The sequence below is a fragment of the Dyella sp. AtDHG13 genome, assembly GCF_003201105.1.
In the GTDB taxonomy this organism is placed as follows: Bacteria; Pseudomonadota; Gammaproteobacteria; order Xanthomonadales; family Rhodanobacteraceae; genus Dyella; species Dyella jiangningensis_B.
This window is the reverse complement of sequence record NZ_QICJ01000013.1, coordinates 64139-78964: the sequence shown is the minus strand read 5'-3', so window position 1 is coordinate 78964 and position 14826 is coordinate 64139. Positions and strand designations below refer to the sequence as shown.

Sequence of the window (14826 nt, the reverse complement as noted above, 5' to 3'; positions counted from 1 at the left end):
GTTCAGTGCGCGGCAGACAGGCGCTCGCGCGCCTCGGCCACCAGCGCGAACGAACGGCAACGCGCCTCGTGGTCGAACACGTTAGCGGTCACCATCAACTCATCGGGACGATGACGCGCGATGAAGGCTTCGATGCCCTCCTTCACCGTGTCGGGACTGCCGATCACCGCGCAGGCGAGCGCACGCTCCACGCCAAATTTCTCGGTAGGCGTCCAATAGCTTTCGATATCGTCGATCGGCGGCGGAATCAGGCCGGGACGCCCACGGCGCAGGTTGATGAAGCTCTGCTGCTGCGTGGTGAACAGGCGCTTCGCTTCGGCATCGCTCTCGGCCGCGACGATGTTCACGCCCAGCATCGCGTACGGCGACTGCAGCCTCGCGGAAGGACGGAAGTCGCGGCGATACAGCGCCAGCGCCTCGTCCATCGCATCCGGCGCGAAGTGCGAGGCGAAGGCGAACGGCAGGCCCATGGCCGCGGCGAGCCGTGCGCTGAACAGGCTGGAGCCCAGCAGCCACACCGGCACTTCGATGCCCGCACCCGGCACGGCGCGCACGGGCTGTTCCGGCGTGGCGGGTTCGAAATAGGCGAGCAGCTCGGCCACGTCCTGCGGGAAGGCCTCGGCGCTGTCGAAATAGCGCCGCAGCGCGCGCGCCGTGGGCTGGTCGGTGCCGGGCGCGCGGCCCAGCCCCAGATCGATGCGTCCCGGATACAGCGACGCCAGCGTGCCGAACTGCTCGGCCACCTGCAGCGGCGCATGGTTGGGCAGCATGATGCCGCCCGCGCCCACGCGGATGGTCGACGTGCCGCCGGCTACGTGGCCGATCAGCACGGCGGTCGCGGCGCTGGCGATGCCCGGCATGTTGTGGTGCTCGGCCAGCCAGTAACGCGTATAGCCCAGCTGCTCGGCGCGGCGCGCCAGGTCCAGCGTGTTGGCGAACGCCTGCGTGGTGTTGCTGCCTTCGGTGACGGGCGCCAGATCGAGTACGGAAAACGGAATCATGGGGCTTCCTCGACGGGGAAGCTTCACACGTGGGGGCTGGCCGGGAAAATGCCAGCCCTGGCCGTGACCCTGCGCATCCGCCCCAAAAAAAACGGCGGCCCGTGAGGCCGCCGTTTCGTTCGCTGCGCCAGCTTTCGCTCAGCGCATGATGCCGGTATGGCCCAGCGAGTAGCGGCCCGGCTGCGGCCATACGGCGAGGCCGTGCGGCTCCTGGCCGACCTTGATGCTGCGCACCTGGCCGGTGGTGGTGTCGAAGGCGTAGACCACGTCGTCGAAGCGGCCGGAGAGCCACAGCGTCTTGCCGTCCGCGCTCACGTTGCCCATGTCCGGGCTGCCGCCGCCGGGGATCGGCCAGTTGGCCACGACCTTCTGCGAGGCGAAGTCCACCACCGACACGCTGCCCTTGCCGCCGCGTGGGCCGTGCACCTTGTTGGAGCCGCGGTTGGCGACGTAGAGCTTGGTGCCGTCGCGGCTGGGGTACAGGCCGTGCGTGCCCACGCCGGTCTTGATGAAGCCGACCTGCTTGAAGCTGTAGGGATCGATCAGGTACAGGCCGTCGGCCATCATGTCGGCGACGTAGAAGGTCTTGCCATCGGGAGAGGAGCGGATGTCCTGCGGCATGCCCTTCTTGGACAGGTCCAGATAGCCGACCACCTTGCGGTTGACCATGTCGATCTTCACCAGCTTGCCGGTGAACTCGCAGGTGAAGATGGCGAAGCTGCCGTCGATGGAGAACTCGGCGTGGTTGATGCCCTTGCACTCCGGCGCCTGCAGGCTGGCGTGCAGCGCCTGCGTGTGCGCGTCGCGGAAGTCCAGGCGCGCGAAGGCCTCGGCCACCACGATGGATTCCTTGCCGTCCGGCGTGAAGTACATGTTGTACGGGTCATCCACCGGCACCGCCGCGCCCGGCTTGCCGGTGCGCGGGTCGATCGGCGTGAGGCTGCCGGTCTTCTTGCGCTCGGCGTTGTTGGTCACCCACAGGGTGCGCAGGTCCCACGACGGCACCACGTGCTGCGGGCCCTCGCCCACCTTGAACTTGTCCACGACCTTGTACGTCTTCGGATCGATCACGTAGACGTCGTTGGAACGCAGGTTCGGCACGTAGATGCGTTCCAGGTCGTTCTTCACCGCCGGGCTCAGGTGACCGGCGGCGGCCTCGCTGTACATGTCGGCGGGATTCACCACCGGCGGCATGCCGGGCACGGTGTTCACGGCCGAAGCCGCCAGGGCGGTGCCGCCCAGGCACGCCGCGGCCAGCGCGAGCGGTGCGAGTCGGAACAGACGGGAGGAACGCAGGGATTTAGCGATGGCCATGGGTCACAACTTGGTTGAGTGATACAGGGGGAGGTTCATTCAGCGCGCCTGCGTGTCGCGACGCAAGGCGTTGGCGGTATTTACCACAATAGCATCCACGCCCAGCTGACCGAGGTCAGCGGAGGAGCGGCGCGGGTCGCCGCCGTAGACGCCATCGGCCGTGCCCAGCCTGGGGCCGTGCTGCAGGCGATCCAGCCGCACCATCTGCGGGGCCACGGCCAGTTGCAGCGAAGTGTCGGCCAGGCCCGCATGGGTGCCGATTTCGTCGTCCTTGATGCCGTGCTGGCGCAGGATCTGGTTGAAGCCCTCGGACGAGGTGGCGTAGTACTCCGGCGGCACGATGGCGCGGGCCTTGCCGCCCCACGCCTTGTTCAGCCGGGCCGCTACGCGTTCCAGGTCTTTCTGGTAACCGCCGTGGTCGCCCAGGAAGACGACATTGCGGAACCCGTGCACCGCGAAGCTCTGCGCCGCCGATTCCAGCATCTGCTCGAACACCGCGTCGGGCACGGTGATGGTGCCCGGAAAACGCATGTGCGAACTGGGCGGCGCGGTGTTGCCCTCCGGCACGTAGGCCACCACCGGCGCGACCAGGGCATTGCCCAGGCGCTCAGCGATCTTCTGCGACAGGTAGGCCGCGCGCGCGTTGTGCTTGCCCACGGCGATGCCGGGGCCGCTCTGCTCGGTGCCGCCGATGGGAATGATGATGGTGGTCTTGCCGGCCTGGACCTGGTCGCGGATCTCGGTCCAGGTGAGGTCTTCGAGCTGCACCGTGCGCGGCGTCTGGGCGAAGGCGGCGTGGGCGCCGAGCAGCAAGGCGCCGCACAGCAGGGCTCGCAACGACGGATAAGGCATTGGATCGTCCTGAAAAACCAGGCGCCAAGTGTAAGGCCCATGCCGCGGCGGCGCACCCCGTACAGGCCGGGCCCACCGGCCCGCAAAGATCACTCCCAAAGCGGCACAAACACCCTTTCCACAAGGGTTTGGGCGATACACGGGCCTTTCATGCGCGCCGTGCTCTGTTCCCTATCCGCGCGCCTTGCCCCGCCACTGCCCTGGAGCTGCCCATGCGCCGCCACATGCTCGCCCTTGCCGCCGCCCTCGCCGCTTCGCTGGCGACGCTTTCCTCGCACGCCTGCACGCGCACGCTCTACGTGGGCCAGGACGATACCGTGATCACCGGTCGCAACATGGACTGGTCGGAAGACATGGGCTCCAACATGTGGGTGTTTCCCGCGGGTATTCGCCACGACGGCAACGCGGGCCCAAAATCACCTCGTTGGACATCGCGCTACGGCAGCGTGATCGTCGCCGGCTACGACATCGGCAGCGTCGATGGTATCAACGAGAAGGGCCTGGTGATGAACGCGCTGTACCTGGCCGAGACCGACTACGGCAAGCCCGACCCGAAGCGGCCGCATATGGCCATCAGCCTGTGGGGCCAATATGTACTCGACAACTTCGCCAACGTGGGCGACGCTGTAAAGGCGTTGGCGAAGGAGCCGTTCCAGGTCATCGCCCCGCCGCTGCCGAACGGAAAGCCGCTCACCATTCACCTGTCGCTGTCCGATGCCACGGGTGATTCGGCCATCCTCGAATACATCGACGGCAAGTTGGTGATCCATCACGGCCATCAGTACAAGGTGATGACCAACTCGCCGATCTACGACAAGCAGCTGGCGCTGTACGAGTACTGGGAAAGCATTGGCGGCCTGAAATTTCTTCCGGGCACGAACCGCGCCGCCGACCGCTTCGCGCGCGCGTCCTTCCTGCTCGATGCCGTGCCGAAAAAACTCGACCCGAACTACATCAAGGGCGTGCCCAACGAAAACTATCAGTACCAGGCCGTGGCCGAAGTGCTGAGCGTGCAGCGCTCCGTGAGCGTGCCCCTGGGCATTTCCACGCCGGACCAGCCGAATCTTTCATCGACCATCTGGCACACCGTGGCCGACCAGAAGAACCTCACCTACTACTTCGACTCCGCCACCACGCCGAACACCTTCTGGGTCGATCTGCACAAGCTGGACCTGAAGCCCGGCGCGCCGGTGAAGAAGCTCACCATGGCCGGAGGCAAGGTCTTTGCAGGCGAGGTGTCGGCGCAATTCGTGGAGACGCCGTCGTTCAAGTTCATGCCGGCGCCGGCACCCTAGCTGAGACGCGCGTCCAGCCCGTCATCAGGGCGATTCGCCCGGGTGCCGTTCCTTCCATGCCGCGAGTTCCTCGCGGTAGCGCCCCATGGCTTCGTCATAGAGATCGAAGATGCACGGCACGCAACCCTGGCCGCAGCAGTCTTCGTCATCCGGGCGTTGCGGTGGCGTGGGCGGTGGATCGCTGGAGGGCGCGGCTGCGCCCTCCGCCTTGGTGTTTTGCTGTGACTCGGTCAAACGGGGTGTACCACTCGAAGATCAGCCGGGCTTGCGGAAACGATAGACGAACTGGTCGGTATGACCGCGGATCGACTTGTCGAATACCTTGATGTTGTGCGGGTCCTTCGGATTGCGCAGTACGTCGCTCTCGCCGTCGAAGACAAAACCGACCGACTCCACCTGCTTCTTCACGATGGCCGGATCGATGCGGTGCAGCGTATCGGTGTCGCGCATGCCCGAGCCTGCCTCGGCCACGTGATCGATCACCACGAACAGGCCGCCGGGCTTAAGCGCATCGAACACCTGCTTGTCGAACACCACGGGGTCCACGTTGCCCATGAACTTGTCCGGGTAGTCGTGGTAGTTCTGCGACGTGAAGACCAGGTCAACCTTCTCCGGCGTCTTGAACTCCTTGGACGGCACCATCAGCACGCCGACGTTGGCGTAATGCGGGTTGGCCACCAGCGCCTTGGAGGCCTGCACGTCGGACACGGCCTCCTTGCCGTATTCGTTCGGCCATACCGCGTACACGCGGCCCTTGGCCCCCACGATGCCGCTGAACACGCGGGTGAAATAGCCGCTGCCCGGGATCAGGTCCACCACGGACTGGCCGGGCTTCACCTCCGCGAAGGTCATGATGTCGGCGATCTTGCGACGCTCGTCGTTGGCCGTGTCGTCCTTGCGGGCGGGGTCGTTGACGGCGGCGGTGACGTAGGAAGGAACATCCGTCGGCGCCGGCGACGCGGCCAGCGCAGCGGTGACAGGGAAAGCAAGAGCTACCAGCACGGCAAGGGCGGTGGGACGCATATCGAACTCCGTCTCTGATGTGGGGGCGCCATTCTGCGCCCCCAGAGCATAAACCGCCGCGTGCATTTCGGCACGGTCGCGCGTCGCGTTATTTGGCCGTACCCGGCCCCGCCAGCGTGGTCAGCAGCACATGCCAGTAGGCAACGTCGTCATAGAACGACTTCACCGGCACCCGCTCGTTGAGGCCGTGCGCGAACGAGTCGCTGTTCTTCATGAACATGCCGTTGACGCCATAGGTGGGTATGCCCGCCGCGCGGAAATAGATGCCGTCGGTGGCCCCCGACTCCTGCACCGGCGTGACCGCCACGCCCGGGCGGATGGAATGCACCGCCTTGGTCACGGCCGCGACGATGTCAGGCCGCAGCGGCGATGCGTCGCTCGATATGGCATGGCCGATCAGCGTCACTTCCACCTTGGGGCCGACGAGATCCTGCAGGGTCTTTCGCACCGTCTCGATGGCCACGCCCGGAAACACGCGGCAGTTGATGTTGGCGGTCGCCGATTGCGGCAACGCATTGTCCGCATGGCCGCCACGCAACATGGTGGCCACGCAGGTGGTGCGCGTCTTGCCCACTTCCGAAGGCTCGGCGGCGAGCACGGCCGCGGCGGCGGCATCGTGCGGGTCCTTGGCGAAGTCGCGCATCGCCTGCCCCAGCTTGCCCTGCGTGGTGGCGCCCAGCGCCTTGAAAGACGCGATGGTGGTGTCGTTCCACATCACCGGGAACGCGTAGCCCTGCACTTTCTTCAGCGCATCGGCCAGCTCGTAGATGGCATTGTCGGCGCGCGGTAGCGAACTGTGACCGCCGGGATTGCGCGTGGTCAGCTCGAAATCCGCATAGGCTTTCTCGGCCGTCTGCAGGCCGAACACGAGCGGCTTGCCGTCCTCGCCCAGCTCACCGCCGCCGGCATCCGTGTTGAGCGCGAACTCCGCATCCACCAGGTCGCGATGGTTCTTGACCAGATCGTCCATGGTGTCCTGCGAGGTTTCCTCGTCGCCGGTATAGACGATGATCAGGTCGCGCGTGGGCACGAAGCCGGCCTTCTTCAGCTGGATGAAATTGGCCGCCAGCACGGTCACGCCGCTCTTGATGTCCTCCGTGCCGCGACCGTAGAAATAGCCGTTCTCCTCGATCAGCTTGAACGGATCGCGCTGCCAGTCTTCCGGCTTGGCCGTCACCACGTCCATGTGCGCCATCAGCGCGATGGGCTTGCCGCCCGTGCCATTGCCGCGATAGCGCACCACCATCGCCGCGGTCTCACCGTGCGGAATGATATGGATGTCCGAATCCGCAAAGCCCGCGGCGCGGAACTGGCCGGCGAGGTACTTCGCCATCACCGGCACCTGGCCCTGCCCGATCTCCGTCTTGAAGGCGATCAAATGGCTGAAGATGTCACGCGCCTGCGCCTGGTTGGCGTCCAGGCCAGCAGCCATGGCGGGAAACGCGAGCGAGCAGGTCAGCAGGGAAGCGAGCAAGGGTTTCAGCATGGGCGTCTCGGCAGCGTTGGAAGGAGCGCCGAGTATGTCGCGTCGGCGGCCGCACGGCATCATGTACGTTCGCCAGGTGACCCAATGTATCGCCTCATGGCCAGCGCCGCATCGGGACGCCTCCAAAGGCGGGCACTCTTCGCGGACACGCTTCCATCACGCCATCACCACATAGGCAAACGGCCGCCAAAGCCGCATGAAACTGCGGCGCGGTGTTGTGCCGGCGTGCACGTGGCGCGACCTACGCTTTCCACCGTGCGACACCGTTGTTGTCACACCGGAGGGAATGCCGATGAAACGCCACTCGCCCATTGCACTACGCCACAAGCTCGCCGCGGCCGCGATCGCCGCGGCGTGGGCAACACTGCCCCTGCCCGCGCTGGCCCAGCATCACCACGGTCCGCCGCCCCCGCAGCACTATGACCGTCACTACGACGACCATCGCTACGACCACGGCCACTACGAGTATCACGACGATCACCACAGCGACACGGGCGCCATCGTCGCCGGTGCGTTGCTCGGCGTCGCGGCCGGCGTGGCCATCTCCAATGCGAACACGCCGCAGCCGCCGCCCACCGTGGTCTACAGCTCACCGCCGCCCCCGCCGCCGCCCGGCGTCGTCTATTACGACAACGACGGCTACTGAGCCGTTACGGATCCGCTCTGCCTAGGGAACACCGACCATGAAAACCATGCTTCGCAACCTGACCATGCCGGCGCTGTTTTCCTTTGCCCTGGCCGCCGCACCCGCCATGGCGCAGCAAGGCATGCCCACCACCGCGCCCGCCGCGCAGAAGCCGCCCACCGCCACGCCCGCATCCACCCAGGATCATGGGCAAAAGCACGCCGATGCGGTGGAACGGCGCATCGCCGACCTGCACGCCCAGCTGAAGATCACCGACGCGCAAGCCAAGCCCTGGGATGCGTTTGCGCAGACCATGCGCGACAACGCGCGCAAGGCGGACGAAGCGTTCCGCGAGCGCGCGCAGAAGCTGCCGACAATGAACGCGTCGGAAGCGATGAAGTCGTATGCCGACCTCACGCAGACGCATGCGGACAACATGAAGAAGCTCGCCTCGGCCTTTGACGATCTGTACTCCGCCATGACGCCGGAGCAGAAGCAGATCGCCGACGCGATGTACCGCAACCCGGGCGGTCCCAAGGGCAGCGGCCCGCACAAGGGAGGCAAAGGCGCCAAGGGTGGCAAGAGCGCGCCGGCCGGCGCGTCGTCCTCCGCCAGCGGTTGATCGCCAAACACAGCGTGTCGACGCGGCGCGACGTTCGCGCCGCGTCCGCATTTCATGCACTCGCCGTGATCGTCGCCGGCCCCAGCGTCACAGTGTGGACCGTCTCCAGCGGCCCCAGCTGATCGCGCGTGTCGTAGGTGACGTAATGCAGCTCCCGCACCGCGAGCATCGGCGGCGGCGCGGCGAGCGTGGACAGCCGCTGCCGCACCACCTCCGCGCCGACGCGCCGGCGATACAGACCCAGCGTGATATGCGGCACATACGGTGACTGCCTGATCTCGCGGCTCGCCTCGCCCAGCGCGCGTCGCCACTCTGTCAGCCGCCCTTGCGGATCGCCCACGGGAACGAAGGCCGCGCTAGCGAAACTGTCGGGCCGCGCCAGCGGAAGGCTGCAAGCTGCTCCCGCACAGTCATCCAGCAGCGCGATCTGCCGCGCCAACCGCTGCGGCGGGAAATCGTCGTCCTCGCGATCCTCGCCATGGAAACCGCAGACGAACACGGTGAGATGCGGCTGCCTTCGCGGGCTGGGATGGATCAGATCGGCAAGCTGCTCGCGCGCCGCGTCGAGGTAATCGAGCAAGGCCGCGTCCTGCACCGGCACCACCCACACGCCGTAACGCCCGCGTCCGCGATGCCACTCGGGGACATCGCGCAACTCGGCCACCAGCGTTTCGGCGGGTCCCGCCACGGGATCGGAAAAGAGCATGCCCAGATGGTAGCGATTCGCACACCCGCCCGCCGCCCGCCTGCGGAAAGTCATGTCGCGGCCCGGCCAGCTTGCCGCTACAGTGACGCCGCCAGACGCCTTGGAGAATGCCATGTTCCGCCCGCGTCACTCCCCGCTCGCCGCCATCCTCTGGGGTGGTTTCGTCGCCGGCACGCTGGACATCGGCGCCGCCTCGCTGATCAGCGGCTACAACCCGCTGGTCATCCTCCGCTATGTCGCCAGCGGGCTGCTGGGCAGGGGCGCGCTGGCCGGTGGCCTCCCCGAAGCGGCGCTGGGCCTGGTGCTGCAATGGGCCATGTCGCTGCTGATCGCCGCGATCTTCGTGCTCATCGTCGGCCGGCGCGTTGCTGCGACGCGGCAGTGGCCGGTCTGGGGCGTGGCCTACGGCGTGGTGGTATTCGTCGTGATGAACTACGTGGTCGTTCCGCTTTCCGCGCTGCACGCCACGCCGCACTTCAGCACCTTCAACTTCATCGCCAACCTGGCGGCCATGCTGCTGTTCGGCTGGATCATCGCCCTCTTCGCGCGCAACAAGCTGGCCCACTAACGGATCACCCTGCGGAAGCGAAGCCAGATCAGGCACACTGGCGACGATGGAACGCACCGCCCCGACCATGCCCGATCCGACCACCGCCACAGCCGCAGGCACCTGGTGCCTCTACCTGATCGAATGCCGCGACGGCTCGTACTACGCGGGCATCACCAATGACCTGGAAGCGCGCTACCTGGCCCATGTGAACGGCAAGGGCGCCCGTTACACGCGCTCGCATCCGCCGCTGCGCCTGCTGGGTTCACGCAGCTATGCAGATCGCGCGGCGGCGTCACGCGCCGAGTGGGAAATCAAGCAGCTGCCCAAGCACCGCAAGCTCGGCTACCTGCATGCCGTCGCGGACATCGCCGCGCCGGCAACCGACACTCCGGCCGAGCTGGAATGACGGTTGCCGCTCACGATCAGGACGACTTCTTCAGCAGCGCCGTGATCTTGTCCAGCTGTTCGCGGTAGCCGTCCAGCGTTTTCGCCGTCACCTGCGCGAACTGGTTGGCTTCGTCCCAACGGCGAGCCTCGATGGCTTCGCGCACGCCCGGCACGGTTTTCACGCCGTAGCCGGTGAGCATGCCCGGCGCGTAGATCATGTGCTGGAACCACGGGCGTTCCGGCAGGCCCGCCTTGCTCGTGAGCGACTGTTCCATCTGCCCCATCAGCGCATTCACCTGCTGACGCTGCTCGGCCGATAGCGTGAGGCCGGCCGCGGCGCGCTTGCCGTAGGCGTCCTCGAAGGCCTGCGCGCTCTTCTTGAGCTTCTTCGCCGCGTCGTCGAGCGGGGCGAGCTTGATGTCGGGCACGTCGGAGTCGCGCTCCGGCGGCAGGATCGGCCGCGTCGGATCGGACACCAGCGCATACGCGTGCTTGTCGAGCAGCTGATGCTGCTGCTCGGTGTCCTTGCGCGTGTCCTCCACCAGCTTGTGCAACTGCTCCACGTAGCGATCCAGCGTGTCGCTGAAATCGCCGAAGCGCATCGGCAGCACGCTGGCGTCGGCGGTGCGCAGCACGATGTGGCCGGCGACTTTTGACAGCGCCACGCCGTACTGGAAATCCGGATCGCCGAAGCGCACGTAGTGGTCGAACGAGTCGTAGGCGGAGTGGTAGATGCCGCCGTTGTCGTCCTCGCCGCTGAAGCCCAGGTCCAGCGAGGCGATGCCCAGGTGTTCGAGGAAGGCGCTGTAGTCGGAGCCCGAACCCAGCGCCGCGATCGGCACGTCGCCACCGGTCGCGGCGAGCTTGGCGAACTCCTTGGCCTCGGGCTTGGCGTCCTTGGCGCTGCCGCTGACCATGACGTGCGCGCGCATGCGATCGAGCACGCTGGCCTTGGTTTCCGGGTCGATGACGCCGCTGGCCACCTGATTCACCAGACGCTGATAGGAATGGCTGCCGCCCGCTTCCAGGAAGCCGCGCCCGTTGGTATCGGAGTTGAGATAGAGCACCGCCTTCTGCTTCAACTCGTCCGCGTGGGTTTCCGCCCATTCGGTGGAGCCGAGCAGGCCCGTTTCCTCGCCGTCCCAGCTGGCGTAGACCAGGGTGCGCTGCGGCTTCCAGCCCTGCTTGTAGAGCGTGCCGATGGCTTTGGCCTCCGCCAGCAGCGCGACGTTGCCGGCCAGCGGATCCCATGCGCCGAACACCCAGCCGTCGTGATGGTTGCCGCGCACGATCCAGCGGTCGGGTTCGGTGGAACCCTTGATCGTGGCGATCACGTCGTACACCGGCTTCTGGCCCCAATCGGACAACACGGTCAGGTGCACGGGCGCGCTGCTCGGACCGATGTGGTACGTGAGCGGCAGCGAACCGCGCCAGTGATCCGGCGCCACCGGCCCGGTGAGCGATTTGAGCAGCGGCGTGGCATCCGCGTAGGAAATGGGCAGCACGGGAATCTTGAGGACGGTTTTGGCGTCCTTCAGCGCCAATCGCTTGGCGCCGGGCGTGGAGCCGACGCCGGGCGTGAGCGGATCGCCGGGATACTGCTGCATGTCGGCCACCGAACCGCGCTGCACGCCGTCCTCCGGACGCCAGCCGCCCTGCGGATAGGTGTCGCCCTCGGCATAGCCGTCATCGTGCGGATCGGAGTAGATCAGGCAGCCCACGGCGCCATGCTGCTGCGCCAGCTTGGGCTTGAGGCCGCGCCAGCCGCCGCCGTAGCGGGCGATCACGATCTTGCCGCGCACATCGATGCCGCGGCGGGCCAGATCCTTGTAGTCGTCCGGCATGCCGTAATTGACGTAGACCAGCGGCGCGCTCACGTCGCCATCGCCGCCGTAGACGTTGTACGGCGGCAGCACGCCGTCCTTGATGCCGGACGTCGCATCGCCGGCCACGGCGGGTTCGTGCAGCTTCGCGGTGTACGGGTGCGGACCCTTCAGTTCGAGCGCCACTTTCTTGGGCGTGGGATAGAGCACGTTGAAGGTTTCGATATGGGCGTCCCAGCCCCACTCCTTGAACTTGGCCAGCATGAATTCCGCGTTGGCCTTGTCGTGCGACGAGCCGACCTGGTTGGGCTCGGAGGACATCTGCTTGAGCCATGCGCGCTGGTCCGCCGGATCGAGCAAGGCATCGAAGCGTTGCTCCAGGCTCTGCTGCGCGGCGGCGCCCTCGGCGGTGAAGCCGAGCATGCCATCGCCGGCCTTGGCCGGATCGTCCGCGGCCAGTGCGCTGCCCATGGAAGCCAGCAGGCAAGCCGCCAGCAGCGGCCGTATCGTCAAACGGATCATGCGTTGTCTCTCCCCACCTTTTTGGCACGAATAGTGGCCGCCACGCACTCCCTACACGGCGACGTTCAATGCTGTCGCGACACTTATACCCCCTGCCCCGCGGCCGGCGCCTAGGACAAAGGTCATGCTTGGGAGGGATGCTCCGCGCTGTCGCCACTATGACGAAGATCGCGACGCCTTCCACGCGGCGAGCCGCTCGTCGATGTAGCGGTCCGCATCGGCCTCGGTCTTGAGCGCCGGCATGGCGTGCTGGGTGTTGCCGTTCGCATCGGGCACGGGCAATCGCGACACCAGTTCCGCGTAGACCGCCTGGAGATGGGAGATCTCGCCCGCCGCCGGATTCTTTCCCTTGGACGTCGGCGCCGTCACGCCGGCGAGCGGATCGTCGGTGCGCGGCGTCGTCAAGCTGAGCACGGCACCGACATCCGGTGCGGCGGCATCGCGCGCGGTCAGCGCCGGCACGCCCCAGCGCTGTTCGATCGTGCGCAGGATGGAGGTGTGATCCAGCGGCATGCCCTGCGCCGGTACGCGGAACACCGTGCCGGCGGGGATCAACGGCGAGATCAGCAGCGTCGGCACGCGCGGCCCGAAGCGCTTGAAATCGAAACCGTACTCGCCCGCCGTGGCATCGGGCGGCACGGCGTTGGTCGGTGGCGGCACGTGGTCGTAGCAGCCGCCGTGCTCGTCGTAGGTCACGATCAGCAGCGTCTGATTCCACAGCGGTCCATTGCGCAGCGCGGTGTACACGTCGTGGATCAGCTGCTCGCCCAGCGCCACATCGTAGTTGGGATGCTGGCTGTTGCCGCTGGAACCCCAGCTGGGTTCGAGGAAGCTGTAGTTGGCCAGCGTGCCGTTGGCGGCGGCCGTCTGGAAGTCCGAAAACTTGCCAAAGTTGGCGTCCGGCGCGTTCACCAGATCGGCATACGTCATGCGCGTGAGCGGTTCGGCGTTGTAGCCATAAATGGCCCACGACACGCCCTTTTGCGTAAGGGACGCATAGATGGTGGGCGCGGTGAACGACTTGGTGGCGTCGTCCATGTGGCCCTGCGAGGTGGCGGCCTGGGTGAACGCGCGGTTCGGCAGGGTTTCGGTGGGCGCGGAGCCGAACCAGTGGTCGCACACCGCAAAGCCGCGCGCCAGCGCCGACAGCACGGGCAAGGTCTGCGGCGTATGCATGGCCATGATATCGGCGGCCACGGTGCCCGGCAGGATGGAACGCTTCTGCTGCGCCTCCCACGTGAGCGTGGAGGCGAAGTTGGCGACGAAGCCCTGGTTGGTCGCCACCGGCGGCACGGGTGCCTTGGTGTTGCCGAACAGCTGCGCATTGGTGGCGCTGTAGCCCTCGCCGGGGTCCGCGCCGGGCATGTAGTAGGTGCTGGTGGTTCCCGGCTCGATGGCGAACACCGTGACGGCGGCCCCGCCGCCCGCGCCCGGATTGCTTTCCTTGCCGGTCAGTCCCTCGAAAGGCTGGCCCGTGGGCGACACATTGCCCGAGTCCGCATAGAGAAAGCCCAGCATGTGGTCGAAGGAGCGGTTCTCCAGCATCAGCACCACGACGTGGTTGATGGCCGACAGTGCGTTCGCGGTCTTGGGGGTCATGTCGCCGCCTTGAGGCTCGTGCGAGGGGATGCGGCCATTGGGCCGCCCGGCATGTCTGCATTCCATCACCGGTGCGTGTCGTACACGTGACCTGGCGCACATCGCGGTGTTCAGGATGGAACGGACTGAAGTTTCTCCGTTCCACGCCGATAAACCCCTCGTCCCCGGCAACGGGGCACCCTCTCCCTTCATGGCGGGACACGTATGCTGCAAACGGCGCCGAACATCGCCTATCTCAAGGCCGCATGGGCCGCATTCGCGGGCATCAGCGGCGCCAACGCACGGCAAAGCTACGAAGCGGCGGGCCTGAGCTTCACGCGCATCAACCATTCCACCCTGGTGCGCAAGAACGATATTCAGGTTTCCACCATGCCCATCCACTACACGCGGCACGAGCTGCGCGTGGGCTTTCTGGGCCGCATCGAGAACGAGGTGCGCAAGGCGGTGGCCGAGATGGAAGCGGTGTTCCACCGCGACCTGTGCCTGCCGGACGGCCACCAGTTGGTGATCGAGCTGGACGAATGCCTGCGCATGCTGCGCCGCCGCGGCCATCGCTCGCTGTCCATGCTGATCCTGCCTGATGGCGCCACCACGCCCGAGGTCTGCGTGCGCGTGGAAATGCGCGTGTTCCTCGATTCACCGCGCGCCTGCGTGTTCGCCCACGCGGCGGATGCCACCACGCGTGGTTTTGTCGATCTGCTGGAAGAGGCGCCCAAGCGGGCACGGGTGCCGCGTGCGTCGAATTACGGCGAATTGGCGGCGCAGATGAGTGCGACGTTGAACGAGGCGTTCGCGGCTTTTCCGCGGGTGCGGATGGCGGCGTGAAGTCTCGGGCTGGCTGAAGACCTTCAACTCTCGTCACGTCATTCCGGCGCAGGCCGGAATCCAGTGGCCTCGCGGCACGGTCTTCGCGGAAGAGCCCAATGCTTTGACTTCACGCGACAGCCGACCGTTTCCGTCACTGGATTCCGGCCTGCGCCGGAATGACGAGCGGGGGGAATGAGGGTCCATTGAGCGCGCG

The 14826-nt window shown here is 66.6% G+C and carries 15 protein-coding genes; 6 read left to right on the top strand and 9 right to left on the bottom strand.

Annotation, left to right across the window (positions count from 1 at the left end):
- Nucleotides 1-2 precede the first annotated feature (2 nt).
- From BDW41_RS19125 to BDW41_RS19115, 3 genes are all read right to left on the bottom strand, one after another.
- Nucleotides 3-1001 carry an LLM class flavin-dependent oxidoreductase gene (locus BDW41_RS19125; RefSeq protein ID WP_074551265.1) on the bottom strand — a complete coding sequence of 333 codons (999 nt, stop codon included), beginning with the start codon at nucleotides 999-1001 and terminating at the stop codon, nucleotides 3-5.
- Nucleotides 1002-1139: 138 nt separating this feature from the next.
- Nucleotides 1140-2315 carry a YncE family protein gene (locus BDW41_RS19120; protein ID WP_074551267.1) on the bottom strand — a complete coding sequence of 392 codons (1176 nt, stop codon included), beginning with the start codon at nucleotides 2313-2315 and terminating at the stop codon, nucleotides 1140-1142.
- A gap of 39 nt (nucleotides 2316-2354) precedes the next feature.
- Entirely contained in the window at nucleotides 2355-3167 is an 813-nt protein-coding gene (locus BDW41_RS19115; RefSeq protein WP_074551269.1) for a creatininase family protein, read from the bottom strand.
- Nucleotides 3168-3379: 212 nt separating this feature from the next.
- Here BDW41_RS19115 and BDW41_RS19110 point away from each other — a divergent pair, with 212 nt between their 5' ends.
- Nucleotides 3380-4462, top strand: a complete 1083-nt coding sequence (locus BDW41_RS19110; RefSeq protein WP_074551271.1) for a linear amide C-N hydrolase — start codon at nucleotides 3380-3382, stop codon at nucleotides 4460-4462.
- A 24-nt stretch (nucleotides 4463-4486) separates the two neighbouring features.
- On the opposite strand, the gene BDW41_RS19105 is transcribed toward BDW41_RS19110, so the two are convergent.
- The 3 genes from BDW41_RS19105 to BDW41_RS19095 all read right to left on the bottom strand — a co-directional run bounded on the left by BDW41_RS19105 (nucleotide 4487) and on the right by BDW41_RS19095 (nucleotide 6971).
- Entirely contained in the window at nucleotides 4487-4696 is a 210-nt protein-coding gene (locus tag BDW41_RS19105) for an oxidoreductase-like domain-containing protein (RefSeq protein WP_074551273.1), read from the bottom strand.
- 21 nt (nucleotides 4697-4717) lie between these two features.
- Entirely contained in the window at nucleotides 4718-5485 is a 768-nt protein-coding gene (locus BDW41_RS19100) for a class I SAM-dependent methyltransferase (RefSeq protein ID WP_074551275.1), read from the bottom strand.
- Between the two features lie 88 nt (nucleotides 5486-5573).
- On the bottom strand, nucleotides 5574-6971 hold the full coding sequence (locus tag BDW41_RS19095; protein WP_074551375.1) for a M20/M25/M40 family metallo-hydrolase: 1398 nt from the start codon (nucleotides 6969-6971) through the stop codon (nucleotides 5574-5576).
- A 292-nt stretch (nucleotides 6972-7263) separates the two neighbouring features.
- Between BDW41_RS19095 and BDW41_RS19090 the strand changes: the two genes are divergently transcribed.
- Nucleotides 7264-7617 (top strand): hypothetical protein, encoded by a 354-nt coding sequence (locus tag BDW41_RS19090; RefSeq protein ID WP_074551277.1) that lies wholly within the window; start codon nucleotides 7264-7266, stop codon nucleotides 7615-7617.
- A 37-nt stretch (nucleotides 7618-7654) separates the two neighbouring features.
- Nucleotides 7655-8218: a Spy/CpxP family protein refolding chaperone gene (locus BDW41_RS19085; RefSeq protein WP_083337752.1), complete on the top strand. Its 564-nt coding sequence runs from the start codon at nucleotides 7655-7657 to the stop codon at nucleotides 8216-8218.
- Between the two features lie 52 nt (nucleotides 8219-8270).
- Here the strand turns inward: BDW41_RS19085 and BDW41_RS19080 are convergent, their stop codons facing one another.
- The gene (locus BDW41_RS19080) at nucleotides 8271-8924 is read right to left on the bottom strand and encodes a 2'-5' RNA ligase family protein (protein ID WP_074551280.1); all 654 of its coding nucleotides are present in this window, start codon (nucleotides 8922-8924) and stop codon (nucleotides 8271-8273) included.
- Nucleotides 8925-9036: 112 nt separating this feature from the next.
- Between BDW41_RS19080 and BDW41_RS19075 the strand changes: the two genes are divergently transcribed.
- A complete protein-coding gene (locus tag BDW41_RS19075; RefSeq protein WP_074551282.1) occupies nucleotides 9037-9492 on the top strand; it encodes a hypothetical protein in 456 nt (151 codons plus the stop codon).
- A 67-nt stretch (nucleotides 9493-9559) separates the two neighbouring features.
- Nucleotides 9560-9880, top strand: coding sequence for a GIY-YIG nuclease family protein (locus tag BDW41_RS19070; RefSeq protein WP_074551378.1), 321 nt, complete (start codon nucleotides 9560-9562; stop codon nucleotides 9878-9880).
- Nucleotides 9881-9896: 16 nt separating this feature from the next.
- On the opposite strand, the gene BDW41_RS19065 is transcribed toward BDW41_RS19070, so the two are convergent.
- Together BDW41_RS19065 and BDW41_RS19060 are read right to left on the bottom strand one after the other, a co-directional pair.
- A complete protein-coding gene (locus tag BDW41_RS19065) occupies nucleotides 9897-12206 on the bottom strand; it encodes a transferrin receptor-like dimerization domain-containing protein (RefSeq protein WP_074551284.1) in 2310 nt (769 codons plus the stop codon).
- A gap of 156 nt (nucleotides 12207-12362) precedes the next feature.
- On the bottom strand, nucleotides 12363-13805 hold the full coding sequence (locus tag BDW41_RS19060) for an alkaline phosphatase family protein (protein ID WP_074551286.1): 1443 nt from the start codon (nucleotides 13803-13805) through the stop codon (nucleotides 12363-12365).
- A 204-nt stretch (nucleotides 13806-14009) separates the two neighbouring features.
- Between BDW41_RS19060 and BDW41_RS19055 the strand changes: the two genes are divergently transcribed.
- The gene (locus BDW41_RS19055; protein ID WP_074551288.1) at nucleotides 14010-14630 is read left to right on the top strand and encodes a hypothetical protein; all 621 of its coding nucleotides are present in this window, start codon (nucleotides 14010-14012) and stop codon (nucleotides 14628-14630) included.
- The last annotated feature ends 196 nt before the right edge of the window (nucleotides 14631-14826 follow it).

What these genes read in the sequence shown, in the direction of transcription:
- BDW41_RS19055 (WP_074551288.1), top strand. Translation starts at nt 14,010, where the DNA reads ATGCTGCAAACGGCGCCGAACATCGCCTATCTCAAGGCCGCATGGGCC.
- BDW41_RS19100 (WP_074551275.1), bottom strand. Translation starts at nt 5,485, where the DNA reads ATGCGTCCCACCGCCCTTGCCGTGCTGGTAGCTCTTGCTTTCCCTGTC.
- BDW41_RS19070 (WP_074551378.1), top strand. Translation starts at nt 9,560, where the DNA reads ATGCCCGATCCGACCACCGCCACAGCCGCAGGCACCTGGTGCCTCTAC.
- BDW41_RS19080 (WP_074551280.1), bottom strand. Translation starts at nt 8,924, where the DNA reads ATGCTCTTTTCCGATCCCGTGGCGGGACCCGCCGAAACGCTGGTGGCC.
- BDW41_RS19060 (WP_074551286.1), bottom strand. Translation starts at nt 13,805, where the DNA reads ATGACCCCCAAGACCGCGAACGCACTGTCGGCCATCAACCACGTCGTG.
- BDW41_RS19125 (WP_074551265.1), bottom strand. Translation starts at nt 1,001, where the DNA reads ATGATTCCGTTTTCCGTACTCGATCTGGCGCCCGTCACCGAAGGCAGC.
- BDW41_RS19120 (WP_074551267.1), bottom strand. Translation starts at nt 2,315, where the DNA reads ATGGCCATCGCTAAATCCCTGCGTTCCTCCCGTCTGTTCCGACTCGCA.
- BDW41_RS19085 (WP_083337752.1), top strand. Translation starts at nt 7,655, where the DNA reads ATGAAAACCATGCTTCGCAACCTGACCATGCCGGCGCTGTTTTCCTTT.
- BDW41_RS19115 (WP_074551269.1), bottom strand. Translation starts at nt 3,167, where the DNA reads ATGCCTTATCCGTCGTTGCGAGCCCTGCTGTGCGGCGCCTTGCTGCTC.
- BDW41_RS19095 (WP_074551375.1), bottom strand. Translation starts at nt 6,971, where the DNA reads ATGCTGAAACCCTTGCTCGCTTCCCTGCTGACCTGCTCGCTCGCGTTT.
- BDW41_RS19065 (WP_074551284.1), bottom strand. Translation starts at nt 12,206, where the DNA reads ATGATCCGTTTGACGATACGGCCGCTGCTGGCGGCTTGCCTGCTGGCT.
- BDW41_RS19075 (WP_074551282.1), top strand. Translation starts at nt 9,037, where the DNA reads ATGTTCCGCCCGCGTCACTCCCCGCTCGCCGCCATCCTCTGGGGTGGT.
- BDW41_RS19110 (WP_074551271.1), top strand. Translation starts at nt 3,380, where the DNA reads ATGCGCCGCCACATGCTCGCCCTTGCCGCCGCCCTCGCCGCTTCGCTG.
- BDW41_RS19090 (WP_074551277.1), top strand. Translation starts at nt 7,264, where the DNA reads ATGAAACGCCACTCGCCCATTGCACTACGCCACAAGCTCGCCGCGGCC.